An 18,538-nucleotide genomic window follows, 5' to 3' on the forward strand; every position below is an offset into this window, starting at 1 on the left:
GCAAATCGATGCTGTGCCGCCCGAAGCATTTTTGGGAAACGCGCATTCTATCATGACCCCGCAAGCACTCCTCGACCGCGTCCGCATCGTGCTCTGCCGTACCAGCCATCCCGGCAATATCGGTGCCGCGGCGCGGGCGATGAAGGTGATGGGGCTGTCGCGGCTGTACCTGGTGCAGCCGTTGTGCGCGGTGGACGAGGTTGCGGCGGCGCGCGCCGCCGGCGCCGACGACGTGCTCGCATCGGCCGTCGTCTGCGGCTCGCTGGTCGACGCGCTGGCCGGCTGCGTGCAGGCGGTGGCGCTTTCCGCCCGGCTGCGCGACCTCGGCCCGGCGGCGGTCGGCGTGCGCGAGGCGGTGCCTTCCTTGCTGCGGATGACGGCGGACGGCGACGTCGCGCTGGTCTTCGGCAACGAGACCAGCGGGCTCGCCAACGACGAACTGCAGCGCTGCCAGCAGGCGGTGACGATCCCGAGCAACCCCGACTTCAGCTCGCTCAACCTCGGCGCGGCGGTGCAGGTGATGGCCTACGAGCTGCGCATGGCGGCCTGGGGCGGGCTGCCGCCGGCGCCGACGACGCCGGCGACGCCGTTTCGCTCGGCGCCGGCGGCGATCGATGAGGTCGAGCGCTTCTACGCGCACCTCGAGTGCGTGCTGGTCGCCACCGGCTTCCACGACCCGGCGCGGCCGCGCCGGCTGCTGCCCAAGCTGCGCCGGCTGTTCGGGCGCGCAGCGCTGGAGAAGGATGAGATCAACATCCTGCGCGGCATCCTCGATTCGGTCGAGAAGCCGACCGGGCCGCGCTGGCAGGGTGGGGCGGCCGATACGGAACCGCACGGAAAATAGTAGATCAAAAAACTCGGGTATTTTAAAATCCCGAACCCAACCAGGGAGGTGCCATGTTCGCCCGTCTGCGAGAAGACATCCAGTCCGTGTTCGACCGAGATCCAGCCGCCCGCTCGGCGTGGGAGGTGCTGACCTGCTATCCCGGCGTGCACGCGGCGCTCGCGCACCGTTTCACGCACTGGCTGTGGGGGCATCGGCTGCGCTGGCTGGCGCGCTTCGTGTCGAACCTCGCGCGCACGCTGACCGGCATCGAGATTCATCCCGGCGCGACGATCGGCCGCCGCTTCTTCATCGACCACGGCATGGGCGTGGTCATCGGCGAGACGGCGGTGATCGGCGACGACGTCACCCTCTACCACGGCGTCACGCTCGGCGGCACCTCGTGGAACAAGGGCAAGCGCCACCCGACGCTGGGCAACGGCGTGGTCATCGGCGCCGGCGCCAAGGTGCTCGGGCCGATCACCATCGGCGACGGCGCCAAGGTCGGCTCGAACGCGGTGGTGGTCAAGGATGTGCCGCCGGGGACGACCGCGGTCGGCAACCCGGCGCGCATCATCGACACCGAGCAGGCGCAGAAGCGCGAGGAAAAGGCCGGGCATCTCGGTTTCTCGGCCTATGCGCTGGCCAATGGCCAGGACGACCCGCTGGCCAAGGCGATCCACGGCCTGCTCGACCACGCCGTCGAGACCGACCGGCGCATCGACGTGCTGCTGAAGAAGCTGGAGGCCTCGGGCGTCAGCATCGAGGACGAACTGGCGACCGCCGACAAGTTCGATCCGAAATATCTGAGCAAAATAGTCGACTAAATAGTTGACCGATTTTGTCCACTTTTCGTATAGTTGACGAAACCAATCAGGTATTAGACCGGGAGAGCTAAACCATGCGACTGACGACCAAGGGACGATTCGCCGTGACCGCCATGATCGACCTCGCGCTGCGCGGCAGCGAGGGGCCGGTGACGCTCGCCGGCATCAGCGACCGGCAGAAGATTTCGCTGTCCTATCTGGAGCAGCTGTTCGGCAAGCTGCGCCGCCATCACCTGGTGGACAGCGTGCGCGGTCCCGGCGGCGGCTACTGCCTGGCACGGCCGCTGGAGGAGATTTCGGTCGCCGACATCATCCGCGCCGTGGACGAGCAGCTCGACGCGACGCAGTGCGGCGGCAAGGAGAACTGCCACGACGAGCACCGCTGCATGACGCACGATCTGTGGGCGACGCTGAACTTCAAGATGTACGAGTACCTGGCGTCGGTGACGCTGCACGACCTGGTGACCAAGAACGCGCACAAGGCGGTGCATTTCATGAACCCGGTCGGCGACCAGCGGCTCGGGCCGAGCCCGAAGCCGCGGGCCAAGATCATGGCGGTGTCGGCCTGACGGGCATGTTCTCTCCGGTCTACCTCGACCACAACGCGACGACGCCGCTCGATCCGGCGGTGCTGGCGGCGATGCTGCCGTGGCTGGAGGCGCAGTTCGGCAATCCGTCGAGCCGCCACGAGTACGGCAGGGCGGCGCGGCGGGCGGTGGACGAGGCGCGGCAGCAGGTGGCGGCGGCGCTCGGCGCGCACCCGACCGAGGTGGTGTTCACCAGCGGCGGCTCGGAGGCCAACAACCTCTTCGTCAAGGGCGCCGCGGCCTGCCTGAAGCCCGGACTGCTGGCGGTGTCGGGGGTCGAGCATCCGTGCGTGATCAAGCCGGCTGAACAGCTGGCGCGGCAGGGCTGGCAGTTGAGGAAGGTGGCGGTCGACGGCGAGGGCCGGGTCGACCGCGCGGATTGGCGGGACGTGCTCGCCGCGCAGCCGAAGCTGCTGTCGGTGATGCGCGCGAACAACGAGACCGGTGTGCTGCAGGACGTGGCGGCGCTGGCGAGCGAGGCGAAGTGCCGCGGCGCGTGGTTCCACTGCGACGCGGTGCAGGCCTTCGGCAAGCTGCCGCTGTCGTTCCGCGAACTGAACGCGGCCGGCGTGCATGCGCTGACGGTGTCGGCGCACAAGATCGGCGGCCCCAAGGGCGCCGCCGCGCTGGTGCTCGACAAGCGCGTCGACATCGCGCCGCTGATCGCCGGCGGCGGCCACGAGCGCGGGTTGCGCTCGGGCACCGAGAATGTGCCGGCGATCGTCGGCTTCGGCATCGCCGCCGAGCTCGCTGCGGCGGGGCAGGCGGCTGCGGCGGCACGCATCGGCGGCCTGCGCGGCGAGCTGGAAGCGGGGCTCGCGGCGCTCGGCGCGCGGCTGTTCGGCGCCGGCGCCGAGCGCCTGCCGAACACGACGTATTTCGCCATTCCCGACGTGGACGGCGAGACGCTGGTCGGCAAGCTCGACCGCGCCGGCTTCGCGGTGGCGAGCGGGGCGGCCTGCTCGAGCGCCAACCCGGAACCGTCGCACGTGCTGTCGGCGATGGGCGTGAGTGCGGAAATTGCTCGCGGTGCGGTGCGCGTGAGCCTCGGGCCGCAATCGACGCACGCGCAGGTGAAAGAATTTTTGAACGCGCTGCAGGCGACCGTGGTCGGATTGCAGCGAATGACGTCGGTCAGTGTTGACGCGGCGTAGCCAGCCAACAGAGAAACGAAGCGGAGCTAGAGAAATGCTGAAACTGCCGATCTACCTCGATTACTCGGCCACCACGCCGGTGGACCCGCGCGTCGCGGAGAAGATGATCCCCTACCTCGTCGAGAAATTCGGCAACCCGGCGTCGCGCTCGCACAGCTTCGGCTGGGAAGCCGACGCCGCGGTCGAGGCCGCGCGCGAGCAGGTGGCGCAACTGGTCAACGCCGACCCGAAGGAAATCGTCTGGACCTCCGGCGCCACCGAGTCGAACAACCTCGCCATCAAGGGCGCGGCCAACTTCTACGCCGGCAAGGGCAAGCACATCATCACGGTCAAGACCGAGCACAAGGCCGTCCTCGACCCCTGCCGCGAACTCGAGCGCCAGGGCTTCGAAGTGACCTACCTGGACGTGCAGGACAACGGCCTCGTCGACCTCGACGCGTTCAAGGCGGCGATCCGCCCGGACACGATCCTCGTCTCGGTGATGTTCGTGAACAACGAGATCGGCGTCATCCAGCCGATCGCCGAGATCGGCGAGATCTGCCGCGAGAAGGGCATCATCTTCCACGTCGACGCCGCGCAGGCAACCGGCAAGGTGGCGATCGACCTCAACACGCTGAAGGTCGACCTGATGAGCTTCTCGGCGCACAAGACCTACGGCCCGAAGGGCATCGGCGCCCTGTACGTCCGCCGCAAGCCGCGCGTGCGCCTGGAGGCGCAGATGCACGGCGGCGGCCACGAGCGCGGCTTCCGCTCCGGCACGCTGGCGACGCACCAGATCGTCGGCATGGGCGAGGCTTTCCGCATCGCCCGCGAGGAGATGGCCGAGGAGAACGCACGCATCCAGAAGCTGCGCGACAAGCTGTGGAAGGGACTTTCCGACATCGAGGCGGTCTACATCAACGGAGACCTCGAACAGCGCGTTCCGCACAACCTGAACGTGAGCTTCGCCTATGTCGAGGGCGAGTCGATGATCATGGCGATCAAGGATCTGGCGGTGTCGTCGGGTTCGGCCTGCACCTCGGCCTCGCTCGAGCCCTCGTACGTGCTGCGCGCGCTCGGCCGCGACGACGAGCTGGCGCACAGTTCGATCCGCTTCACGATCGGCCGCTTCAACACCGAGGAGGAGATCGACTACGCGATCAAGCTGCTGCACCAGAAGATCGGCAAGCTGCGCGAGCTGTCGCCGCTGTGGGAAATGGTGCAGGAAGGCGTCGACCTGAATACTGTCCAGTGGGCTGCCCACTGATTTGAAGGATTGAAGGAGAAACATCATGTCCTATAGCGTCAAGGTCCTCGACCACTACGAAAATCCCCGCAACGTCGGTTCCTTCGCCAAGGAGGAAGAGGGCGTCGGCACCGGCATGGTCGGCGCGCCGGCCTGCGGCGACGTCATGAAGCTGCAGATCAAGGTGAACAAGGAGGGCGTCATCGAGGACGCCAAGTTCAAGACCTACGGCTGCGGCTCGGCGATCGCCTCGAGCTCGCTGGTCACCGAGTGGGTCAAGGGCAAGACCGTCGATCAGGCGCTCGACATCAAGAACACGCAGATCGCCGAGGAGCTGGCGCTGCCGCCGGTGAAGATTCACTGCTCGATCCTCGCCGAGGATGCGATCAAGGCGGCGGTCGCCGACTACAAGAAGAAGCACGCCGAGTAAGGAGCTGCAGATGGCGGTTACCCTTTCCGAACGGGCGGCGAAGCACGTCGCCAACTACATCGCCAAGCGCGGCAAGGGCGTCGGCGTGCGCCTCGGCGTGCGCACCAGCGGCTGCTCGGGCATGGCCTACAAGCTCGAGTTCGCCGACGAGATCGAGCCCGACGACATCACCTTCGAGTCGCACGGCGTGACCGTGCTGATCGACCCGAAGAGCCTGCCGTACCTGGAAGGCACCGAGCTCGACTATGCGCGCGAGGGATTGAACGAGGGGTTCAAGTTCAACAACCCCAACGTCAAGGACCAATGCGGCTGCGGCGAATCCTTTAATGTCTGATGCTCGGCCGGGCGTCGTTGCTTGCGCTCGCCGTGCTACAGCACTGTCGTCGCGCGGCGCGCCTCGCCCGGCCTTCGCCTTGAGGTGATTTGGGGCTGAACTGCCGCATCCACTGGTAAAATTGCCCCCATGGACTTCAACGCCGACCACTTCGCCCTGATGGGCCTGCCGCGCGCCTTCCGCATCGACGCGGCGGCGCTCGACGCGCGCTATCGCGAGTTGCAGGCGGAGGTGCATCCGGACCGCTTCGCGCATGCGGCGGACGCCGAGCGGCGGCTGTCGCTGCAATGGGCGACCCGGGCCAACGAGGCCTACCAGGCGCTGAAGAAGCCGCTGCCGCGTGCCCGCTACCTGCTGCATCTGCTCGGGCACGACATCGGCGCCGAGAACAATACGGCGATGCCGGCCGAGTTCCTGATGGAGCAAATGGAGTGGCGCGAGGGCGTCGCCGAGGCGCGCGCGGCGCGCGACCATCATGAGCTCGAGCACCTGCACCATCGGCTGCGCGAGCGGATGAACGGGAGCTACGACGAGCTCGCCGCGCTGCTTGACGACGCCGGCGACTACGAGACGGCGAGCGACCGCGTGCGCCGGCTGATGTTCCTCGAGAAACTGCTGACCGAGATCGACGAGGCGATTGCCGCGATCGAAGAACAATAACCCCCCTCAGGTAATTCATGGCACTTCTGCAGATCGCGGAGCCCGGAGAGTCGACGGCGCCGCACCAACACCGGCTGGCGGTCGGCATCGACCTCGGCACCACCAACTCGCTGGTCGCCACCGTGCGCAGCGGCCTCACCGTCGTCCTCAACGACGAACTCGGCCGGTCGCTGCTGCCGTCGGTGGTCCATTACCGCGCCGACGGCAGCACCGAGGTCGGCTACGAACCGCAGAACCGGCAGGCGCAGGACCCGAAGAACACCATCGTCTCGGTCAAGCGCTTCATGGGACGCGGGCGCAACGACATCGCCCACGTCGAATCGCTGCCCTACGACTTCGTCGACGCGCCGGGCATGGTCCGGCTGCGCACCGTCGCCGGCGTCAAGAGCCCGGTCGAGGTCTCGGCCGAGATCCTGAAGACGCTGCGCACCCGCGCCGAGACGGCGCTCGGCGGCGAGCTGGTCGGCGCGGTGATCACCGTGCCGGCCTATTTCGACGACGCGCAGCGGCAGGCGACCAAGGACGCCGCCAAGCTCGCCGGCCTCAACGTGCTGCGCCTGCTGAACGAGCCGACCGCGGCGGCGATCGCCTACGGCCTCGACAACGCGGCCGAGGGCGTCTATGCGGTCTACGACCTCGGCGGCGGCACCTTCGACATCTCGATCCTGCGTCTGTCCAAGGGCGTCTTCGAGGTGCTCGCGGCCGGCGGCGACTCGGCGCTCGGCGGCGACGACTTCGACCACCGCATCTTCTGCTGGATCAGCGAGCAGGCCCAGCTGCGGCCGCTCTCGTCCGGCGATGCGCGCCTGCTGCTGACGCGCGCGCGCGAGGCCAAGGAATACCTGACCTACCATTCGGAAGCGCCGATCACCGCCCGCCTGTCCACCGGCGAGATGGTCGACCTGACGCTGACCACCGCGGTCTTCAACGAGATCACGCAGACGCTGGTGGCGAAGACCATCCAGCCGATCAAGAAGGCGCTGCGCGACGCCGGCCTGTCGGCGAGCGAGGTGAAGGGCGTGGTGATGGTCGGCGGCGCCACGCGCATGCCGCAGATCCAGCGCGCGGTCGGCGAGTTCTTCAAGCAGGAGCCGCTGACCAACCTCGACCCGGACAAGGTCGTCGCGCTCGGCGCGGCGACGCAGGCCAACCTGCTCGCCGGCAACCGCGCCGCCGGCGACGACTGGCTGCTGCTCGACGTGATCCCGCTGTCGCTGGGCCTGGAGACGATGGGCGGCCTGGTCGAGAAGGTCATTCCGCGCAACTCGACGATCCCGGCGGCGCGCGCGCAGGAATTCACCACCTTCAAGGACGGCCAGACGGCGATGGCGATCCACGTCGTCCAGGGCGAGCGCGAGCTGGTCAGCGACTGCCGCTCGCTGGCGCGCTTCGAGCTGCGCGGCATCCCGCCGATGGTCGCCGGTGCCGCGCGCATCCGCGTCACCTTCCAGGTCGATGCCGACGGCCTGCTGTCGGTCGCCGCGCGCGAGCAGACCTCGGGGGTCGAGGCCAGCGTCACGGTGAAGCCGTCCTACGGACTGTCCGACGACGAGATCGCCAGCATGCTCAAGGATTCGCTGGCGCACGCCAAGGACGACGCCTTCCGGCGTGCGCTGAAAGAGGCGCAGGTCGAGGCGCAGCGCCTGATCGAGGCGGTGCAGGCGGCGCTGCACAGCGACGGCGAGCTGCTCGCCGATGACGAGCGCAGCCGCGTCGACAAGGCGATCACCCAGCTGCAGGCCGCCGCGCTCGGCGAGAACCGCCGCCAGATCACGCTGGCGATGGACGACCTGGAGGCGGAAACCAAGGAGTTCGCCGCGCGTCGAATGGACAAGTCGATCAAGAAAGCGCTGGCCGGCCGCAAGGTCGATGAACTGGCCGTTCCCGGAGGAGAAGAGGCATGACCCAGATCATCGTGTTGCCGCACGTCGAGCTGTGCCCGGACGGCGCGGTGATCGAGGCCGAGCCCGGCAAGTCGGTCTGCCAGGCGCTGCTCGAGCACGACATCGCGATCGAGCACGCCTGCGAGATGTCCTGCGCCTGCACCACCTGCCACGTGATCGTGCGCGAGGGCTTCAACTCGCTGGAGCCGGCCGAGGACACCGAGGAGGACATGCTCGACAAGGCCTGGGGGCTGGAGCCGAACTCGCGGCTGTCGTGCCAGGCGCACGTCGCCGAGACGCCGCTGGTCGTCGAGATTCCGCGCTACTCGATCAACATGGCCCGCGAAGGCAAGCACTGACGGAGGATTGCGCATGAAGTGGACCGATATCAACGAGCTCGCGATCGAGCTGTCCGAGGCCCATCCCGGGGTCGACCCGACCCGCATCAACTTCGTCGACCTGATGAACTGGGTGCTCGCGCTGCCGGATTTCGACGACGATCCCAAGCACTGCGGCGAAAAGATTCTGGAGGCGATCCAGCAGGCGTGGATCGACGAAGTGCAGTGATCAGCGACGATTTCGGCCGCGGCGGCGTGCAGCGCAACGTCTTCGGTGGCCCGCTCGGCACCTGCGGCGAGCGGCCGATGACCGGCTTCTTCCGCGACGGCTGCTGCAACACCGCCGACGAGGACGTCGGCGTGCACACGGTCTGCGCGGTGATGACCGCCGAGTTTCTCGCCTTTTCCAAGGCGCGCGGCAACGATCTGTCGACGCCGCATCCCGAATTCGGCTTCCCCGGCCTGCAGCCCGGCGACCACTGGTGCCTGTGCGCCGCCCGCTGGCGCGAGGCCTGGGAGGCCGGCGCGGCGCCGCAGGTGGTGCTGAACGCGACCAACGAGGCGACGCTGGAAATCGTCAGCCTCGATCTCCTCAAGCCCTACGCCGTCGACCTCAACTGAGCCCGAGCGGCGCCTCGCCGCTCAGCGCTGCCAATGCACGCGCAGCAGCTTCTCGCTCTCGTTGTAGTGGAATTCCAGTTCGCCGCGGTAGGCGTGGTGCAGCGCCTCGCCGAGGTCGCGCGCGAGGTGGAGGTCGGTGGTCGTCACCAGCAGGCCGCCGTTCTCGGGCTCGATCGCCATGATCCGTGCCAGCGGGTGCGCGGCCTTTTCGCGTTCCTCACGGTGGCGCAGCAGTGCGGTCACCTCGTCGCGGTGCTCGGCGAGGAAGGGGCCGCCGAGGTGGACGAAGCCGGCCGGATAGCGGTCGTGCGTGCGCGCGCAGGCCGGGCAGACGACCTCGTTCGCGTCCGCCGGGCGTTCGCTCCACTGCCAGCGGCCGGCGTGGAAGACCGCCCCGCAGTCGCCGCAGACCGCGGGCTCGGCCGGTTTCTGCCGCATCTTGTAGCTGTCGTGCTCGCGTTCCTCGCGCAACTGGTCGCGGCGGACGGGTTTGAATCCCTGGGGAATGGCATGCATGTTCATGGCGTCTCCTTCGTCTCGGAATGGGGCGCGGTCGCCGCCGCCTCGGCCGCGTGCAAGGTTGCGACCACCTCGTCGTCCCCGACCTGGGCGAAGTCGGCGTAGAACTGGCCGACCGCCTCGAACCAGGCCGGCGTCGCCAGGCAGACGACTTCGTCCGCGTACGGGCGGATGCGGGCGAGCGTCTCCGCGGGGGCGACGGGAACGGCGCAGACCAGCCGCGCCGGCTGGCGTTCGCGCAGCGCATGCAGCGCCGTGATCATCGTCGCGCCGGTCGCCAGGCCGTCGTCGACGACGATCACGATCCGTCCGCCGGCCTCGCGCGGCGGGCGTTGCGGCGTGTATTGCGCGCGCCGGCGATGGATCACGGCGAGCTGGACGGCGGCTTCGGCGGTGATGTAGTCGGCAAGCTCGGGGTCGTCGCCGAGGCCCGGCGTGCGGTAGATCCAGCCGCTCTCGTCGATCGCCGCGAGCGCCAGCTCGGGCTGGAAGGGCGCGCCGATCTTGCGCACCAGGACCACGTCGAGGTCGCCGCCGAGGCGGTCGGCGACCACCTTGGCCATCGGTACGGCGCCGCGCGGCACCGCCAGTACCAGCGGCTGACGGCCTTGATAGGCGATCAAGGCCTCGGCCAGTCGCCGCCCCGCCTCGAGTCGATCGCGGAACATCCTGAATCCTCCCTGCCGGACAGGCCGGGCGCACCCGCGTCCTTCGCCTGGCGACTCACTTTCAGGCTAGATGCGCGCCCGGAGGGCGTCAAGGCGGCCGTCAGCGGGCGGGCGGCGCGTCGTCGCCCGGGTACTGCTTGCGCAGGCGCTCCAGTCCCTGGCGGTAGGCCTCGGCGTCGCCGTGGTCGAAGAATTTCGGGTAGTGGTCGTGCGCCGCCTTGATCCGGCGGGCATGCTTGATCGGGCACCAGTACTGCTCGGTGCGCGCCGCCACTTCGCGGAAGTAGGCGGCGATGCCGTTGCCGTAGGAACAGTAGAAGCAGTTGAACTTCTCGATCAGGTTCAGGTAGGGCAGGTCTTCGCGGTCGAAGACCAGATAGTCGGCGCGGCGCACCTTGGGAATGCCGTAGAGCGGGAAGCACACCGCCTGGTAGACGGTGATGAACAGGTCGAGCAGCAGGAACGGAATCCAGCCGAGGTAGATCAGCGGCGCGGTCAGCGCCACCAGCGGCCGGGCGTCGAGCAGGAAGCGGACGAGGCCGGTCTTGTAGTGCCGCTGTTGCGCGATGAACTGGTCGGCGAGCTGCGCCCGGCGGGCGGCGAACTCGTCGCGGCGCTGGCGGTATTCGTCCTCGATCTCGTTTTCCAGTTGGCGGATTCTGGCCAGCAGTTCGTCGATGTGTTCGCGCATGGCCTGGGCTTCCGCTCATGGGTAATGCTTCCTTCTACCACAGCCGGCTGCGCTGCGCGCGATTCACCCCTTGAAAGCGCCGTCGCCGGCGCCATATCGGGAACACCTGATGAACGGAGCCGCCCAGTGAGCGAAACCAGCCTGCATGTCGTCTGTCCGCATTGCGATGCGGTCAACCGCCTTCCCGCGACCCGCCTCGGCGAGCAGCCGACCTGCGGCCAGTGCCGCCGGCCGCTGCTGCCCGGCGAACCGGTCGCGCTGTCGGCGGCGAACTTCGACCGCCACGTCGGGCGCAGCGAGCTGCCGCTGGTCGTCGATTTCTGGGCGCCGTGGTGCGGCCCCTGCCGGACGATGGCGCCGGCCTTCGCGCAGGCGGCGGCGCAGCTCGCGCCGGGCGTGCGCTTCGCCAAGGTCGATACCGAGGCCGAACCGGCGCTGGCGCAGCGCTTCGGCATCCGCAGCATCCCGACGCTGGCGGTCTTCGTCGGCGGCCGCGAAATCGCCCGCCAGGCGGGGGCGATGGACGCCGGCAGCCTGCTGCGCTGGGTGCGCCAGTACGTCTAGGGCAGCGGCAGCGCCGTGCGGTCGACCACCCGGCGTAGCACGAAGCTCGAGTGCACGCCGGTGACGCCCTTGATGCGGGTGATGCGGTTGAGCAGCAGGTCCTGGTAGGCGTCCATGTCCCTGACCACCACCTTCAGCTGGTAGTCGGCGTCCTGGCCGGTGATCAGCAGGCATTCGAGCACCTCGGCAATCTCGCCGACCTTGGCCTCGAAGTTGGCGAAGCGCTCCGGCGTGTGCTGGTCCATCGAGATGTGGATCAGCGCCATCAGCGAGAGGCCCAGCTTCTTCGCGTCGACCAGCGCCCGGTAGCCGGTGATCAGCCCCGCCTCCTCCAGCGCGCGCAGCCGGCGCAGGCAGGGCGAGGGCGACAGGCCGATGCGCTCGGCCAGGTCCTGGTTGCTGATGCGTCCGTCCGCCTGGAGGGTGCGCAGAATCTGCAGATCGTAGCGGTCGAGTTGCATGATTTTCCGTAGGGCGTGTCTTTGTTGGGATAAATATCCCATAAAGTGGAAGTGTCGGCAATTTAATTGCTGTAAAGTCGGGTTATTGGCGATAGAACGCAAGCACCTGCCGGCGGAAGTTCCGTAAGATGGCGTCCATCGACACTCACCGTTTTCCGGAGCCGCCATGTTGCCGAACCCCGCCGCCAAGTACTCGCCGTTCCCGCCGGTCGCGCTCGCCGGCCGCCAGTGGCCGAACCGGGTGATCGAGCAGCCGCCGGTGTGGATGAGCACCGACCTGCGCGACGGCAACCAGTCCTTGTTCGAGCCGATGAACGGCGAGCGCAAGATGCGCATGTTCCGCATGCTCTGCGACATCGGCTTCAAGGAGATCGAGGTCGCCTTCCCGTCGGCGTCGCAGACCGACTTCGACTTCGTGCGCGGCCTGATCGAGGGCGGCCACATCCCCGACGACGTCACCATCGAGGTGCTGACGCAGGCGCGCGCGCCGCTGATCGAGCGCACGATGGAATCGCTGCGCGGTGCGCGGCGGGCGATCGTGCACGTCTATACCGCCACCTCGCAGCCGTTCCGCGACGTCGTCTTCGGCATGAGCAAGGCCGAGGTGATCGCCATGGCGGTGGATGCGGTGCAGTTGATCAAGCGCCTCGCCGCCGAACAGCCGGCCACCGAATGGGTGCTCGAATACAGCCCGGAAACCTTCACCGCGACCGAGCTCGACTACGCGCTCGAGATCTGCGACGCGGTGACCGCAGCCTGGGGCGCGACGCCGGACAACAAGGTGATCCTCAACCTGCCGACCACGGTCGAGATGGCGACGCCCAACGTCTACGCCGACCAGATCGAGTGGATGCACCGCCACCTCGCACGCCGCGACAGCGTGATCCTCAGCCTGCACCCGCACAACGACCGCGGCACCGCGGTCGCCGCCGCCGAGCTCGGCCTGATGGCCGGCGCCGACCGCGTCGAAGGCTGCCTCTTCGGCAACGGCGAGCGCACCGGCAACGTCGACCTGGTCACGCTCGCGCTCAACCTGTACACGCAGGGCGTAGATCCCGGGCTCGACTTCTCGGACATCAACGCCGTCGCGCGCACCGTCGAACACTGCAACCAGCTCCCGATCCATCCGCGCCATCCGTACGTCGGGGATCTCGTTTTCACGGCCTTCTCCGGCTCCCACCAGGACGCCATCAGGAAGGGGTTCGCCGCTCAAAAGGCGGCAGAGCTTTGGTCAGTGCCCTACCTCCCGATCGACCCGGCCGACCTCGGCCGCAGCTACGACTCGGTGATCCGCGTCAACAGCCAGTCGGGCAAGGGCGGCGTCGCCTACCTGCTGGAGGCCGAGTACGGCGTGGCCATGCCGCGCCGGCTGCAGGTCGAGTTCTCCGGGGTCGTCCAGGCGCATGCCGATGCGCACGGCGGCGAAGTCAGCGCGGCCGACATCTGGCAGTTGTTCGCGGCGACCTACCTGGAGGGGGGGGCACCGCTGCGCTATCGCGAGCACCACCTGTTCGAGCACGGCGCGGCGCAGGGCATCCGGCTGCAGGTCGACATCGACGGCACGCCGCACCTGCTCACCGGCGAGGGCAACGGCCCGATCGACGCGGCGGTACATGCGCTGCAGCAGGCCGGCATCCGCGTCGCGGTGCGCAGCTACGAGGAGCGTTCGCTGGGCGCCAGCGGCGAGGGTGGCAATGCCCGCGCCTGCGCCTTCGTCGAGCTCGCCGGGGCCGGCGGACGCGGCGAACGCTACGGGGTCGGCATCGACGGCAACATCGTCACGGCCGCGATCCGGGCGCTGGTGAGCGGGGTCAATCGCCTGCAGGCGACGGGGGCGGCGGGGGCCGACCAGGCTGCCGCCTGAAGAGGGCACGGGCAGGCGCGGGCAGCGCGGCGGCCGCCGCAGCTGCCCGTTTTCCGTTTACGCGGGGTAGAGGGCGAGCAGGCCGTCGAGGCCGACGAAGTTGAGCGCGACACTGGCCTTCGCCCGCGTCGCCGGCTTGGCGCGGAAGGCCACCGAGACCCCGGCCTCGGCCATCATCAGCAGGTCGTTGGCGCCGTCGCCGACGGCGATCACCTGTTCCTGCTTCAGCCCCAGCTCGTCGCGCAGCCGCACCAGGTGGTGTGCCTTGGCCTGCGCGTCGACGATGTCGCCGACGACGCGGCCGGTCAGCTTGCCGCCCGAGATTTCCAGTTCGTTCGAGGTGGCGAAGTCGAAGCCGAGCTCGATGCGCAGGCGTTCGGTGAAGTAGGTGAAGCCGCCGGAGAGGATCGCCGTGCGCAGGCCGGCGGCCTGCACCGCGGCGAGCAGCTCGCGGGCGCCGGGCGAGAGCAGCAGGCGCTCGCCGAAGACGCGGGCGAGGACGCGCGCGTCGAGCCCGGCGAGCAGCGCCAGCCGGCGGCGCAGGCTCTCGCGGTAATCGATCTCGCCGCGCATCGCCGACTCGGTGACGGCCGAGACCTCGGCCTTCCTGCCGGCGAAGTCGGCCAGCTCGTCGATGCACTCGATGGTGATCAGCGTCGAATCCATGTCGAAGGCGATCAGGCCGAAGTCGGAAAGCTTCCGCCCCGACTCGACGAAGCACCAGTCGAGCCTTTCCTGGTAGAGCAGCGGCGCGATCTCGTCGTCGAATTCGACGCTGCGCTCGGCCCCGGCCAGCCGCACCACCTGCGGCGGCTGCGGCTGCACGGCGCGGGCGCCGGTGGCGGCGACGCAGCGGTCGAGCAGGAAGGTCGGCAGCGCGCCGCCCTGGATCACCAGATCCATCAGGCCAGCCGCTCCGGCAGCACGTCGCGCAGCAGCGTCGCCGCGTCGCGCAGCGACTGCTCGGTGGTCTCCCAGTCGATGCAGGCGTCGGTCACCGAGCAGCCGTACTTGAGCTGCGACAGGTCCTCGGGGATCGGCTGGTTGCCGGCGACCAGGTTCGACTCGATCATCGTGCCGACGATCGACTTGTTGCCGAGGCGGATCTGGTTGACCACGTCGGCCATGACCAGCGGCTGCAGCTCCGGCTTCTTGTAGCTGTTGGCGTGCGAGCAGTCGACGACGATGTTCGGCGGCAGCTTGGCCTTCTGCATCGCCTGCTCGGCCATCGACACCGACACCGTGTCGTAGTTCGGGCGGCCGTCGCCGCCGCGCAGCACGACGTGGCCGTAGCGGTTGCCCTTGGTGCGCACGATCGCCGTCCGGCCCTGGCTGTTGATGCCGAGGAAGGAGTGCGGGCGCGACGCGGAGAGGATCGCGTTCACGGCGACGCCGATGTCGCCGTTGGTGCCGTTCTTGAAGCCGACCGGCGTCGACAGCCCGGACGACATCTCGCGGTGCGTCTGCGACTCGGTGGTGCGGGCGCCGATCGCGCTCCAGGCGATCAGGTCGCCGAGGTATTGCGGCGAGATCGGGTCGAGCGCCTCGGTGCCGGCCGGCAGGCCGAGTTCGTTGACTTCGAGCAGGAAGTGGCGGGCCTTCTTCATGCCTTCGTCGACCTGGAAGGAGTCGTCCATGTGCGGGTCGTTGATGTAGCCCTTCCAGCCGGTGGTCGTGCGCGGCTTCTCGAAATAGACGCGCATGACGATCAGCAGCGTGTCGGAGACCTCGTCGGCCAGCGCCTTCAGCCGCTTGGCGTAGTCGAGGCCGGCGACCGGGTCGTGGATCGAGCACGGGCCGACGACGACGAACAGCCGCGGGTCCTTGCGGTCGAGGATGTTGCGCAGGGCTTCGCGGCCCTTCATCACGGTGCGCGCGGCGGAGGTCGAGAGCGGCAGCCTGGCGTGGACGTCCTCGGGCGAGGGCATCGGATCGAAGGCGGCGACGTTGATGTTGTCGATGTCGAGAGTCGTCATGGTCGGAACGCGGGTCACAAGCGGGGGTTGGGGCAGGGCTGCAGCGGGAAAGGCGAGGCGTTTCGGTGCTTGGGCGATGCCGGGAAAGTGTCGGAGTTTACCGCCTCCGCGGGGGGTTGGCGAGGGTTGCGGACTCAGTCGAGCCAGTCGGCGAGCAGCGCCTGCAGCTGTTCCTCGCTGAACGGCTTGGTCAGCGCGTCGTCCATCCCCGCCGCGCGGCAGCGCGGCAGCACCGCCGCGCGGTCGTCGGCGGTGAGGGCGACGATCGCCACCGGCGCCAGCTGCCGCGCACGCTCCTCGTCGCGCCAGCGGCGCGCGGTCTCCCAGCCGTCGAGCAGCGGCATCTGGCAGTCGAGCAGGACCAGGTCGAACTCGCGTTCCGGGTCGCCGGCGACCTCGTCGAGGCGGGCGAGCGCCGCCTTGCCGTTGTCGGCGGTGGTGACCGTGCAGCCGAGGCGTTCGAGCAGCCCGCGCGTCGCCTCCAGGATCGGCAGGTTGTCGTCGACCAGCAGCAGGCGGCCGCCGAACGTCGGCGCCGGCTGCGTCTCCGGCGTTGCTGGCGAGGAGGCCATGGCGCGCGGCGGCGGCAGCGAGCGGGCGGCGACGGCGGGCGCCGCGGCTTCCTTGGCGGCCGGGCGCGCCAGCAGCGCGCTGATTTCCTCGTGCAGCTGCTCGATCGACACCGGCTTGGCGAGGAAGCGGTCCATGCCGGCGCGCAGGCTTTCCTCGTGGTAGTTGCTGGTGGCGAAGGCGGTCAGCGCGATGATCGGGACGCGGCGGCCGCGTTCGGTGGCACGGATGCGGCGGGTCGCCTCGAGGCCGTCGATGCCCGGCATCTGGCAGTCCATCAGGATCACGTCGGGGGCGTGCTCGGCCGCCAGGCGGACCGCGTCCTCGCCGTTGTCCGCGGTCCACACGACGGCGCCGCGCTGCTCCAGGGTTTCGGCGAGCGCCGAGCGGTTGATCGCGTTGTCCTCGGCGAGCAGGACCACCACGTCGTCGAGCCGGTCCGCCGGCGCCGCCGGATGGGGGCTGGCGCAGGCGGCTTCGTCGGCCACCGGCAGTTGCAGCATCAGGCTGAAGCGGCTGCCGACGCTCTCCCGGCTCGACAGCGAGATGTGGCCGCCCATCAGCGTCGCCAGCTGCTTGCTGATCGCCAGCCCGAGGCCGGTGCCGCCGTAGAGGCGGGTTGTCGACGAGTCCGCCTGCGTGAATTTCTCGAAGATGCGCGCCTGCATCGCCTGCGGGATGCCGATGCCGGTGTCCTCGACGGTGATGCGCAGCTGCGCCTGCGCGCCGACCGGAAGCGCCTGCACGATCAGGCGGATCTCGCCGCGCTCGGTGAACTTGATCGCGTTGTTCACGAGGTTGTCCACGATCTGGCGCAGGCGGACGGCGTCGCCGACGACGCAGGGCGTCATCGGCTCGACCAGGTCGAGCGCGAAGCGCAGTCCCTTGCGCTCGGCGGCGGTGGCGTGCAACTCGGCGGTGCCGGCGATCAGGTTGCGCAGGTTGAACGGCGCCGATTCGATGATCAGCTTGCCGGCCTCGATCTTCGAGAAGTCGAGGATGTCGTTGACGATCGCCTGCATCTGCGCCGCGCTTTCGTGCGCGAGCTGCAGGTGGCGGCGCTGCGTGTCGTCGAGCGCGCTGCCGCGGAGTAGCCCGAGCAGGCCGAACAGGCCGGCGAAGGGGGTGCGCAGCTCGTGGCTCATGTTGGCGAGGAACTCGCTCTTGGCGCGGCTGGCCGCCTCGGCGCGGCTGCGCTCCTGCTGCAGCTCGGTCTCTGCGGCCTTGCGCTCGCTGATGTCCTCGCAGGTCCACACGACGCCGCGCGCCGGGTCGGCGGGGTCGATCGCCTTGACCGACAGCGCGCACCAGAACGGCATGCCGCCGCGGCGCTGCATCACCATCTCCTCGCGCAGCACCTCGCCGCTGGCGAGCCGCTGCGCCGCCGTCTGCGCAAAGCGGCCGTAGGCCTCCTGGCTGGCGAACAGGCGGCGGATGTTGAGCCCGGGCAGCGTGTCGGCCTCGTAGCCGAAGATTTCCGCCATCTGCCGGTTGACCGCGAGGATCCGGCGGTTCTCCGGGTCGGCAGTGTCGATGAAGGCGATGCCGATCGGCGATGCCTCCAGCGTCGTCTGCTGGATCGCCTCGGTCTCGCTCTTCGCCGTCTTCAGCTCGGCCTCGGCGCGGCGGGCGCGCAGCACCGCCCAGGCCAGCGTCAGCATGACGCCGACGAAGAGGAAGAAGGCGGCGGCGATCAGCTGGTTCATCGTGCGCATGCGCGCCGACAGTTCGGTGTTCAGTGCGGAGAGGTTGCCCCAGCGGTCGAGTTCGGCGGCGTCGAGGTCGTGCGCCAGGCGGCGTATCTCGGCGGCCAGGCGGTACAGGGCGGCGGCCTCGGCGTTGCCGACCGCCGGGTGGGACAGGTCGCTGCGCGTCACGCGGATGCGCTCGGTGAGCACTTCGCGTGCCGCCGGGTCGCTGTCGCGGCCCTCGGCGGCGTAGCTCTCGGCACTGAGCAGGCGCTTCTCGGCGTTGGCCAGCAACGACACGCGCTGCGCCGGCGACGTGGCGGCAGCCTCGACGTCGCGGGCGGCGATGTCGACGAAGAAGCGGGCCTTGAGCAGCGTGCGCGCGCCATGCACGGCGTCGAAGTTGGCGCCGAGGAATTCCTGGTGCAGCGCGTTGAAGCGGGCGAAGCCGACGACCAGCGCCAGCCCGCCGAGGGCGGCGGCGGCATAGGTCAGGAGCAGGGTCCAGCTGAGTCTGGCCGGCGTGGTCTTGGGCATGTTCGCTTTGTTGTTGTGTGCCGGTTGTTGTTCCGGCGTGAGCGGGGCTTTAAACTCCTGACATCGGGAGGATTTCGCGGTCCGGCACATTTTCCGCCGAACCGGCGACCAACAACAA

21 protein-coding genes are annotated in these 18,538 nt (G+C 69.0%); 14 read left to right on the plus strand and 7 right to left on the minus strand.

What is annotated here, in order from left to right:
• Positions 1–52: 52 nt before the first annotated feature.
• From IWH25_RS12340 to IWH25_RS12395, 12 genes are all read left to right on the plus strand, one after another.
• Positions 53–844 carry an RNA methyltransferase gene (locus tag IWH25_RS12340; protein ID WP_203386092.1) on the plus strand — a complete coding sequence of 264 codons (792 nt, stop codon included), beginning with the start codon at positions 53–55 and terminating at the stop codon, positions 842–844.
• Positions 845–897: 53 nt separating this feature from the next.
• On the plus strand, positions 898–1,650 hold the full coding sequence (cysE, locus tag IWH25_RS12345) for a serine O-acetyltransferase (protein ID WP_203386093.1): 753 nt from the start codon (positions 898–900) through the stop codon (positions 1,648–1,650).
• A 74-nt stretch (positions 1,651–1,724) separates the two neighbouring features.
• Positions 1,725–2,219, plus strand: a complete 495-nt coding sequence (iscR, locus tag IWH25_RS12350; RefSeq protein ID WP_203386094.1) for a Fe-S cluster assembly transcriptional regulator IscR — start codon at positions 1,725–1,727, stop codon at positions 2,217–2,219.
• Positions 2,220–2,224: 5 nt separating this feature from the next.
• Entirely contained in the window at positions 2,225–3,391 is a 1,167-nt protein-coding gene (locus IWH25_RS12355) for a cysteine desulfurase family protein (protein ID WP_203386095.1), read from the plus strand.
• A gap of 34 nt (positions 3,392–3,425) precedes the next feature.
• On the plus strand, positions 3,426–4,637 hold the full coding sequence (locus IWH25_RS12360) for an IscS subfamily cysteine desulfurase (RefSeq protein ID WP_275403809.1): 1,212 nt from the start codon (positions 3,426–3,428) through the stop codon (positions 4,635–4,637).
• A gap of 25 nt (positions 4,638–4,662) precedes the next feature.
• Positions 4,663–5,046, plus strand: coding sequence for a Fe-S cluster assembly scaffold IscU (iscU, locus tag IWH25_RS12365; protein WP_203386096.1), 384 nt, complete (start codon positions 4,663–4,665; stop codon positions 5,044–5,046).
• A gap of 10 nt (positions 5,047–5,056) precedes the next feature.
• Positions 5,057–5,380, plus strand: a complete 324-nt coding sequence (gene iscA / locus IWH25_RS12370; protein ID WP_203386097.1) for an iron-sulfur cluster assembly protein IscA — start codon at positions 5,057–5,059, stop codon at positions 5,378–5,380.
• A 129-nt stretch (positions 5,381–5,509) separates the two neighbouring features.
• Positions 5,510–6,040 carry a Fe-S protein assembly co-chaperone HscB gene (gene hscB, locus IWH25_RS12375; protein ID WP_203386098.1) on the plus strand — a complete coding sequence of 177 codons (531 nt, stop codon included), beginning with the start codon at positions 5,510–5,512 and terminating at the stop codon, positions 6,038–6,040.
• 17 nt (positions 6,041–6,057) lie between these two features.
• Positions 6,058–7,944, plus strand: a complete 1,887-nt coding sequence (gene hscA / locus IWH25_RS12380; RefSeq protein WP_203386099.1) for a Fe-S protein assembly chaperone HscA — start codon at positions 6,058–6,060, stop codon at positions 7,942–7,944.
• Positions 7,941–8,282, plus strand: a complete 342-nt coding sequence (gene fdx, locus IWH25_RS12385) for an ISC system 2Fe-2S type ferredoxin (RefSeq protein WP_203386100.1) — start codon at positions 7,941–7,943, stop codon at positions 8,280–8,282. Before hscA ends, fdx begins: the two co-directional genes overlap by 4 nt.
• Positions 8,283–8,295: 13 nt before the next feature.
• A complete protein-coding gene (gene iscX, locus IWH25_RS12390) occupies positions 8,296–8,490 on the plus strand; it encodes a Fe-S cluster assembly protein IscX (protein ID WP_203386101.1) in 195 nt (64 codons plus the stop codon).
• On the plus strand, positions 8,469–8,882 hold the full coding sequence (locus tag IWH25_RS12395; protein WP_275403810.1) for a DUF2237 family protein: 414 nt from the start codon (positions 8,469–8,471) through the stop codon (positions 8,880–8,882). The genes iscX and IWH25_RS12395 overlap by 22 nt, the downstream gene beginning before the upstream one ends.
• Positions 8,883–8,903: 21 nt before the next feature.
• Here the strand turns inward: IWH25_RS12395 and IWH25_RS12400 are convergent, their stop codons facing one another.
• The 3 genes from IWH25_RS12400 to IWH25_RS12410 all read right to left on the minus strand — a co-directional run bounded on the left by IWH25_RS12400 (position 8,904) and on the right by IWH25_RS12410 (position 10,760).
• The gene (locus IWH25_RS12400) at positions 8,904–9,404 is read right to left on the minus strand and encodes a BCAM0308 family protein (RefSeq protein ID WP_203386102.1); all 501 of its coding nucleotides are present in this window, start codon (positions 9,402–9,404) and stop codon (positions 8,904–8,906) included.
• Positions 9,401–10,069 (minus strand): phosphoribosyltransferase, encoded by a 669-nt coding sequence (locus IWH25_RS12405; protein ID WP_203386103.1) that lies wholly within the window; start codon positions 10,067–10,069, stop codon positions 9,401–9,403. The genes IWH25_RS12400 and IWH25_RS12405 overlap by 4 nt, the downstream gene beginning before the upstream one ends.
• 100 nt (positions 10,070–10,169) lie before the next feature.
• Positions 10,170–10,760: a hypothetical protein gene (locus IWH25_RS12410; RefSeq protein ID WP_203386104.1), complete on the minus strand. Its 591-nt coding sequence runs from the start codon at positions 10,758–10,760 to the stop codon at positions 10,170–10,172.
• 126 nt (positions 10,761–10,886) lie between these two features.
• On the opposite strand from IWH25_RS12410, the gene trxC reads away from it, so the two are divergent.
• Entirely contained in the window at positions 10,887–11,324 is a 438-nt protein-coding gene (trxC, locus tag IWH25_RS12415; RefSeq protein ID WP_238998894.1) for a thioredoxin TrxC, read from the plus strand.
• Here trxC and IWH25_RS12420 read toward each other — a convergent pair.
• Positions 11,321–11,785, minus strand: coding sequence for an Lrp/AsnC family transcriptional regulator (locus tag IWH25_RS12420; protein WP_203386106.1), 465 nt, complete (start codon positions 11,783–11,785; stop codon positions 11,321–11,323). The genes trxC and IWH25_RS12420 overlap by 4 nt on opposite strands.
• Before the next feature lie 166 nt (positions 11,786–11,951).
• On the opposite strand from IWH25_RS12420, the gene leuA reads away from it, so the two are divergent.
• Entirely contained in the window at positions 11,952–13,649 is a 1,698-nt protein-coding gene (gene leuA, locus IWH25_RS12425) for a 2-isopropylmalate synthase (protein ID WP_203386107.1), read from the plus strand.
• A gap of 57 nt (positions 13,650–13,706) precedes the next feature.
• Here leuA and serB read toward each other — a convergent pair whose 3' ends face one another.
• The 3 genes from serB to IWH25_RS12440 all read right to left on the minus strand — a co-directional run bounded on the left by serB (position 13,707) and on the right by IWH25_RS12440 (position 18,420).
• Positions 13,707–14,552, minus strand: coding sequence for a phosphoserine phosphatase SerB (gene serB / locus IWH25_RS12430; RefSeq protein WP_203386108.1), 846 nt, complete (start codon positions 14,550–14,552; stop codon positions 13,707–13,709).
• Entirely contained in the window at positions 14,552–15,625 is a 1,074-nt protein-coding gene (locus tag IWH25_RS12435; RefSeq protein ID WP_203386109.1) for a 3-deoxy-7-phosphoheptulonate synthase, read from the minus strand. The genes serB and IWH25_RS12435 overlap by 1 nt, the downstream gene beginning before the upstream one ends.
• Positions 15,626–15,759: 134 nt before the next feature.
• Positions 15,760–18,420, minus strand: coding sequence for a hybrid sensor histidine kinase/response regulator (locus tag IWH25_RS12440; protein WP_203386110.1), 2,661 nt, complete (start codon positions 18,418–18,420; stop codon positions 15,760–15,762).
• Positions 18,421–18,538: the final 118 nt, after the last annotated feature.

It is taken from the genome of Azospira restricta (assembly GCF_016858125.1).
Classification (GTDB): Bacteria; Pseudomonadota; Gammaproteobacteria; order Burkholderiales; family Rhodocyclaceae; genus Proximibacter; species Proximibacter restrictus.

Coding starts and splice junctions, on each gene's coding strand:
- leuA (WP_203386107.1), top strand. CDS start 11,952: ATGTTGCCGAACCCCGCCGCCAAGTACTCGCCGTTCCCGCCGGTCGCG.
- IWH25_RS12360 (WP_275403809.1), top strand. CDS start 3,426: ATGCTGAAACTGCCGATCTACCTCGATTACTCGGCCACCACGCCGGTG.
- IWH25_RS12410 (WP_203386104.1), bottom strand. CDS start 10,760: ATGCGCGAACACATCGACGAACTGCTGGCCAGAATCCGCCAACTGGAA.
- fdx (WP_203386100.1), top strand. CDS start 7,941: ATGACCCAGATCATCGTGTTGCCGCACGTCGAGCTGTGCCCGGACGGC.
- hscA (WP_203386099.1), top strand. CDS start 6,058: ATGGCACTTCTGCAGATCGCGGAGCCCGGAGAGTCGACGGCGCCGCAC.
- serB (WP_203386108.1), bottom strand. CDS start 14,552: ATGGATCTGGTGATCCAGGGCGGCGCGCTGCCGACCTTCCTGCTCGAC.
- iscX (WP_203386101.1), top strand. CDS start 8,296: ATGAAGTGGACCGATATCAACGAGCTCGCGATCGAGCTGTCCGAGGCC.
- IWH25_RS12435 (WP_203386109.1), bottom strand. CDS start 15,625: ATGACGACTCTCGACATCGACAACATCAACGTCGCCGCCTTCGATCCG.
- IWH25_RS12440 (WP_203386110.1), bottom strand. CDS start 18,420: ATGCCCAAGACCACGCCGGCCAGACTCAGCTGGACCCTGCTCCTGACC.
- cysE (WP_203386093.1), top strand. CDS start 898: ATGTTCGCCCGTCTGCGAGAAGACATCCAGTCCGTGTTCGACCGAGAT.
- iscA (WP_203386097.1), top strand. CDS start 5,057: ATGGCGGTTACCCTTTCCGAACGGGCGGCGAAGCACGTCGCCAACTAC.
- IWH25_RS12405 (WP_203386103.1), bottom strand. CDS start 10,069: ATGTTCCGCGATCGACTCGAGGCGGGGCGGCGACTGGCCGAGGCCTTG.
- iscR (WP_203386094.1), top strand. CDS start 1,725: ATGCGACTGACGACCAAGGGACGATTCGCCGTGACCGCCATGATCGAC.
- IWH25_RS12355 (WP_203386095.1), top strand. CDS start 2,225: ATGTTCTCTCCGGTCTACCTCGACCACAACGCGACGACGCCGCTCGAT.
- IWH25_RS12340 (WP_203386092.1), top strand. CDS start 53: ATGACCCCGCAAGCACTCCTCGACCGCGTCCGCATCGTGCTCTGCCGT.
- IWH25_RS12400 (WP_203386102.1), bottom strand. CDS start 9,404: ATGAACATGCATGCCATTCCCCAGGGATTCAAACCCGTCCGCCGCGAC.
- IWH25_RS12420 (WP_203386106.1), bottom strand. CDS start 11,785: ATGCAACTCGACCGCTACGATCTGCAGATTCTGCGCACCCTCCAGGCG.
- iscU (WP_203386096.1), top strand. CDS start 4,663: ATGTCCTATAGCGTCAAGGTCCTCGACCACTACGAAAATCCCCGCAAC.
- hscB (WP_203386098.1), top strand. CDS start 5,510: ATGGACTTCAACGCCGACCACTTCGCCCTGATGGGCCTGCCGCGCGCC.